Origin of the sequence: Sphingomonas antarctica (genome assembly GCF_965137005.1) — a bacterium.
Classification (GTDB): domain Bacteria; phylum Pseudomonadota; class Alphaproteobacteria; order Sphingomonadales; family Sphingomonadaceae; genus Sphingomonas_O; species Sphingomonas_O antarctica.
On record NZ_CBCRXM010000031.1, the window covers coordinates 1 to 5647 of the forward strand.

General features: G+C 61.2%; 2 protein-coding genes and 4 pseudogenes. 4 read left to right on the forward strand and 2 right to left on the reverse strand.

Annotated features, from left to right (window positions below; genetic code table 11):
• Nucleotides 1-122: 122 nt before the first annotated feature.
• A pseudogene (locus tag ACM9ME_RS15235) lies at nt 123-486 on the reverse strand (IS21 family transposase); the annotation flags it as partial.
• 344 nt (nt 487-830) lie between these two features.
• Here ACM9ME_RS15235 and ACM9ME_RS15240 point away from each other — a divergent pair.
• The 4 genes and pseudogenes from ACM9ME_RS15240 to ACM9ME_RS15255 all read left to right on the forward strand — a co-directional run.
• Complete coding sequence (locus tag ACM9ME_RS15240; protein WP_415644312.1) at nt 831-3005, forward strand: catalase; 2175 nt, start codon at nt 831-833, stop codon at nt 3003-3005.
• A gap of 149 nt (nt 3006-3154) precedes the next feature.
• Nucleotides 3155-3559: a DUF72 domain-containing protein gene (locus ACM9ME_RS15245; RefSeq protein ID WP_415644313.1), complete on the forward strand. Its 405-nt coding sequence runs from the start codon at nt 3155-3157 to the stop codon at nt 3557-3559.
• Nucleotides 3469-3771 (forward strand): annotated as a pseudogene (locus ACM9ME_RS15250) (DUF72 domain-containing protein); the annotation flags it as partial. The gene ACM9ME_RS15245 and the pseudogene ACM9ME_RS15250, both read left to right, overlap by 91 nt.
• Nucleotides 3772-3990: 219 nt before the next feature.
• A pseudogene (locus ACM9ME_RS15255) lies at nt 3991-4236 on the forward strand (helix-turn-helix domain-containing protein); the annotation flags it as partial.
• A gap of 35 nt (nt 4237-4271) precedes the next feature.
• Here the strand turns inward: ACM9ME_RS15255 and ACM9ME_RS15260 are convergent.
• Nucleotides 4272-5469 (reverse strand): annotated as a pseudogene (locus ACM9ME_RS15260) (IS256 family transposase).
• Between the last annotated feature and the right edge of the window lie 178 nt (nt 5470-5647).

Consider the following 5647-nt stretch of genomic DNA (forward strand, 5'->3'; position numbering starts at 1 on the left):
TGACGATGGCGCTTATCGAAACATAGCGGGATCACTTGGTGATCATAAACGCAATATTCCGGCTTGAACGAACTGTGTAATCACACAGTAAAACGGCTGCCCCATAGATTTGACAGTACCCTCGGCAGGTGTGCCAGCGGCACGAACATCTCGCGCCCGCGCGCCCGGCAGAGCCGGACATGATCCTTCACCACAGTGTATCCGCCGGCAAAGCGATGCTCATCGCGCAGCCGTTCGAAGATCCGCTTGGCCGTATGCCGCTGCTTCACCGGCGCTGTCTGATCCGCTGCCAGGATCGCATCGATCACCGGCATCAGCGGCCCCAGCTTCGGGCTCCTTGCGCGTATATCCCGGCGGCAGCGAGAACCGGCACATCTTGGCCACCGTCTCCCGGTTCAGCCCGAAAACCCGCGCCGCCTCGCGACGGCTGCGACCATCCACGAATACGAAGCGCCGAACGGCGGCATAACTCTCCACGGCAAACATCCCCGGCCGCTCCCAAAAAGAGCAACCTGGGCACCCACATCAACGTGTCGCTGGTGGCGGCGGGGTCGTAACGAGCGCGTGCTGCGCCTCTTTGCCGGCTTGAAGGCGGCGCTTCCCGCTGCTGATGGCCGGAAAGCACGTTCGCCGGGCGCAGCTATCCCATGACTGCACGTCGTTCGTGGAAGATCAGGCGGTCGATGTTGTAGACGAGGTTCGCGAGGGTGATCTTCGTCTCGGCACGGGCGATGCCGATGGCACGGACGAACAGCGCGGAAAGGCCTTGGAACCATAAGTATAGCCCGTTCGCTTTTGGGGCATCCGACTACCCAAAATGGAGAGTGATGGTGAAGAAACTGAGCAAAGGCGTGGTCAAGGTTAAGGGCGAGACACCCAAAAAAGCCCCCGAGCTTCCACCTGCCGCCGACCAACCCACCAGCTATGCCGAGCTACTGGGCCATGGCGGCGAGACGCACCAGATCACCACCGCCGCGCTTACCATGACGACACAGCAGGGCTTGCCCATTGCCGATGGGCAAAACAGCCTCAAGGCCGGCCCACGCGGGCCGATATTGCTCGAGGACTTTATCCTGCGCGAAAAAATCTTTCACTTTGACCATGAGCGCATTCCGGAACGCGTCGTTCATGCGCGCGGCTATGGCGCGCACGGCGTGTTCGAATTGACCGACAGTTTGGCCGACTTCACCACCGCCGACGTGCTGAACACGACGGGTCAGCAAACGGAGGTGTTCGTTCGTTTTTCCACAGTCGCGGGCAACAAGGGTTCGTTCGACCTGGCGCGCGATGTGCGCGGCTTCGCGGTCAAGCTTTACACCCAGCAGGGCAATTGGGACATTGTGGGCAACAATATCCCGGTGTTCTTCATCCAGGATGCAATCAAATTCCCCGACCTTGTTCACGCCGTCAAGGATGAGCCCGACAGGGGCTTTCCGCAGGCTCAGTCAGCGCACGATAATTTCTGGGACTTTGCCAGCCTGAGCCCTGAAGCCTGGCACATGATTATGTGGCAGATGTCCGATCGCACGATCCCGCGCTCCTTCCGCACGATGGAAGGCTTTGGCGTGCACAGCTTTCGTTTGGTCAACGCGGCGGGCAAGTCGACCTTCGTCAAATTTCACTGGAAACCGCGTCAGGGGCTGCAGTCCGTACTGTGGAACGAGGCTGTCAAGATCAATGGCGCCGACCCCGACTTCCATCGCCGCGACATGTGGCAGGCGATCGAGAGCGGAGACTTCCCGCAATGGGAACTGGGCGTCCAATTGTTTGACCAGGAAACCGCCGACAAGCTACCCTTCGACCACCTCGATGCGACCAAGCTGATCCCCGAGGAGGACATTCCGGTCCGCATCGTCGGCACAATGACGCTCAACCGCAACGTCGACAATTTCTTCGCGAACACCGAACAGGTCGCGTTCTGTACGCAGAACATCGTGCCTGGGGTCGATTTCTCGGACGATCCGCTGCTCCACGGGCGCAACTTCTCTTATCTTGACACGCAGCTGAAGCGGCTCGGCAGCCCCAATTTCACGCACTTGCCGATCAATGCCCCTCGTTGCCCCGTGATGAATTTCCAGCAGGACGGGCATATGGCGATGCGCAACCCCGTGGGGCGCGCCAATTACGAGCCCAACAGCTGGGGTGCCGATGGTGGCCCGCGCGAAAACCCTGAAATGGGCTTCAACAGCTTCGCCGCCGAATTGCCTCCGACGACCAAGCAGCGCATCCGCTCCGAAACGTTTGCTGATCATTACAGCCAAGCGCGGCTGTTCTTTACGAGTCAGCTGCCGATTGAGCAGAAGCATATCGGCGATGCCTTGGTATTCGAACTGTCGAAGGTCGAACGGGTCGACATCCGCGCGCGCGCCGTGTCGCACCTACGCAACATCGATGGCGGACTCGCCGCGACGGTCGCGGACGGGCTGGGCATGGCGCTTCCCGATGCGGCCAAGGCAGCCAAACCGACGCAGGACCTGCCTCCGTCGCCAAAGCTCAGCATCCTCGCCAACGGCCCGGGGAGCTTCAAGGGCCGCAGGATGGGTCTGTTCCTCACCGACGGCTCGGATGCTGACCTTTTCTCTGGGCTCACGGAAGCACTCGATGAAGGAGGTGCAACGTGGGAAGTAGTCGCGCCGAAGATTGGCGGAGTGACGCTAAACGACGGAACACAAGTCGCTGCCAAACATAAAATCGATGGTGGGCCGTCAATATTGTTTGACGCGGTAGCCATTTTGCCCTCGGCAGAAGGCGCTGCCATGCTTGCCGGGGACGCGGCGTCGAAGGATTTCGTGTCGGATGCCTTTGGACACTGCAAGTTTATCGGCTACGTCGCCGAGGCCCAGAAGCTGTTTGATGCTGCGCGTATTCCTGCCGAGCTGGACGCTGGATTCGTGCTCTTGGCCACGGCCAGGGACGCGGCCGCGTTCATCCGGACTTGCCGCGACTTGCGGTTCTGGCCACGCGAAGTGGCGGTCGATATGGACGCGGCGTCGCTGGGAAAGTGAACGCTCCAAAGGCAGGATAGGCCCCCCGTGGGTTCAGCCGGGCTAACGAGGCTGTGCTGAACCGCTGGGGTGTTGCATCCGCCGAATCGCAGCTTGGCGGTAGCGCTCAGACGTCGTGCTCCGCGGACTCCTGCGTGCAGCCACGTCAGGTGATTCGGCGTTGGTTGACGCATGGATCCCGTAATTGGAACGGCGCGTGGAGTATAGCCACCAAGGACGCGCCCTCTTTCTCGTCCGAAGGAACAACGCTGGAGCGCTATTCGCGAGTGTTCCGCGGGGTTAAGGTCAACTCCTCCTTTCACCGGCGACACCAGATGTCGACTTGGGCAAACTGGGCAGCGAGTGTGCCAGCAAGTTTCAGGTCTGCTGTGAAGATTCCCAAGACGATCACCCACCAGGCTGAACTGGTCGATGTCACCACACTTATTGCGCAGCTCGTCAAGGACGTGGGTCGCTCAGCGGCAAGCTTGCCGCGCTGCTCGTGCAGCTGCCACCTAAACTCGCCTTTGACGCCCGGGTCGCAGACCGCTTCTTCAAAAGTCTATGCGACATGATCGATGCTGAGATCGTCTGCAAGCCCCGAAACGCCGCGTGGTTCGAAGCCCCGGCAAACGTGGTTCTTCAGCGCCTGCGCGCGGCTCGCGTCGTGGCAGACTCGGCACTCGGGACCGCAGCAGGCTCGCCCGGAGGCTGGCAGGGATTGAACTATTGGCGACTGCACGGATTGCCAGCCATGTATCGCCCGTCCTATCCGGACGAGGCCTGAATGCTTATGCTGAGCGGATGGCAACGGCGATCGAGGCCGGACGTAGCGCGTGGTGCATGTTCGACAATACCGCTGCTCAGAAGCGACGGGAATTGCCCTTTCACTGACCGCAAGTTTTGGAGTGCGGGCTCCGCTCAGGGATAGGACTAGTGGTTCTCGCCTGACGGTTGAGTCCAATTAGGGATTCCCAGTGGCGTGTGGCCGTGCGAGTGAGCGCGGATGCGCAGTGGCATAGTCATCGACCTCACGTCCGCGGACCGAGAGCGTCTTGAGCGGATCGGCAAGGATCGCAACGCCCCTCAGAAGCACGTCTGGCGCGCCGAGATCGTGCTTCTGAGCGCTGACGGGGTCGGCACCAGCGGGATCATGCGCCGGACGGACACGTCCAAGACGTGCGTCTGGCGCTGGCAGGAGCGGTTCATGCAGGAAGGGGTGGAAGGCCTGCTGCGCGACAAGACCGGGCCTGTCCGATATTTTGTGCGCGAGGCCGGTTGTGTTTGTCAGATGACGAACCTTTCGCCGAAGATCACGGCGAACTGGCTCTTCGCTTCACCCCACTCGCGGTGGTCGTTTCCATTCGTCCGCCGCGTGGTTGAGCACGAGGTATAGCAGCTTCATCGCGCCATCGTCACCGGGGAAGTGACCGCGGGTGCGGACGGCACGGCGGATCTTCGAGTTCAGAGCCTCGATGGCGTTCGTGGTGTAGATTATCCGGCGCACGCCCTCGGGGAAGGCGAAGAACGGAATGACCTGGTCCCAGTGTCGCCGCCAGCTTTGCACGATCGCCGGATGTTTTCGGCCCCAATGACCTTCCTCGAACGCCTCCAGCGCTGCCAGGCCGGCCTCGGGCGTCTCGGCGCGATAGACGCTCCGAAGCGCCTGAGCGATCGGCTTGCGGTCCTTCCAGGACGCGAAGCTCATGCTGTTCCGGATCAGATGCACGATGCAGGTCTGAACGATGGTTTCGGGGAAGACCGCGTTGATCGCCTCCGGAAAGCCCTTCAGGCCGTCGACGACCGCGATCAGGATATCGGCAATGCCGCGATTCTTGAGCTCGTTCATGACCCTGAGCCAGAATTTGGCACCTTCGGTCTGCTCGATCCAGATGCCCAGCACCTCCTTCGTGCCGTCGGGTTGGATGCCCAGCGCGATGTACACGGCTTTGTTGCGGACGAAGCCCTCGTCGCGGATCTTCACCCGGATCGCATCGAAGAAGACCAGCGGGTAACAAGTGTCGAGCGGCCGTCCCTGCCATTCGGCGACCGTCTCCAGCACCGCATCGGTGACCGTCGAAATCAGATCCGGCGATACATCGATGCCGTAGAGCTCCTCGAGATGCCCCCGGATCTCGCGCACCGTCATACCGCGCGCGTACATCGAGATGATCTTGTCGTCGAAGTCGGGGAAGCGGCGCTGATATTTGGCGATCAGCTTGGGATCGAACGTCCCGGCCCGATCACGCGGCACTGCCAGCGTGACCTTCGACGTGCCCGTCAGCACCGTCTTCCTCGATGACCCGTTGCGCCGATTGATTGCGCCTGCGGCACCCTCATTCTCTAAATGATCGTCCAGCTCCGCTGACAGCATGCGCTCGGAGAGCGCCTTCCTCAGCTCGTCAAGCAGACCGTCCTTCGCAAACAGATCCTGCGGATCACGCCCCGCCAGCAGTTGGTCCAATGTGTCATTGTCGATTGCCATATCGATGGTCCTTTCCATTCCATCTTATGGCCTCGCGCACAGAATTCCTGACAGTCCCGACAAGACCCGCCCGTCGCGTATCCCTGCTCTAACCCCCGAGGTTGTCGCATGGGTAGCCACCCGAACGCATGAGAAGCCGCCCGGCGAGACGACCCACTGGACGGCCTCGCTGATGGCC